Here is a 773-nt window from a genome sequence, read left to right on the forward strand (position 1 = left end):
GCGGCAGCCGCAGCGGCAGCGGCCGAGCCCGCGACGGCGCCTGCAACCGCAACCGCTGCCGCAGCGGGCGTCGGCGCCACCGCGGGCTGGCCCTGCGGAACGCGCTGTGCGACGGCCTCGCCGGGCTCGGTGGCGTAGAGGGGATTCTCGGGGTCGAGCCGGCGGCCCAGCGCCGCGGCCTTCTCCCAGTCGCGGCCCTGACCGCCGGTGCGCGCGAACAGCTCGCTCGCCACGGTCTCGAACTGGCGGTTGTTGCGGCGCTGGGCGTAGATCTCCAGCAGCTTGAGGTAGATCGCGGCGCGGGCCGGGTCGGCCTTGAGCGCGTCCTGCAGGATCTCCTCGGCCTGCGCGTCGCGGCCGTAGGCCATGTAGACGTCCGCCTCGGCCACCGGGTCCACACCTTCGTCGGCGTCGATCGCGGACAGGCCGGAGTGGCTGAAGTCGGTGTGCATGATGCTGGTCGCGCCGGTGTCGACGCTCTGCCCGCCGGTGCCGGCGAACACGCTCTGGCCCCCCGTGCCCACCGAGGCGGCACCGAGCGCGGCCTCGGCCGCGCGGATCTCTTCTTCCTTGCGGCGCTGGCGGGCCTTGAGCCCGGCGTAGGCCAGCAGCAGGGCGAGGATGCCACCTCCGCCATAGAGCAGGGCCGGATCCTCCATCAGGGTGTCGACCAGGCTCGGCGCCGCCGCGGGCTCCGCAGCCGCGACCGGCGCGGCGGGGGACTTGGGTGCCGGCTTGGGCGCAGGCGCGGGAGCCGCCGTCGGGGCGGGCGC

Annotated in this window: 1 protein-coding gene; it reads right to left on the reverse strand. The window is 75.7% G+C overall.

Going from position 1 to position 773, the window contains the following annotated elements:
• A partial coding sequence (locus C667_RS23580) for a type IV pilus assembly protein FimV (protein WP_004391432.1) occupies positions 1-773 on the reverse strand: 773 nt, incomplete at both ends.

Source organism: Thauera phenylacetica B4P, from assembly GCF_000310225.1.
Lineage (GTDB): Bacteria > Pseudomonadota > Gammaproteobacteria > Burkholderiales > Rhodocyclaceae > Thauera > Thauera phenylacetica.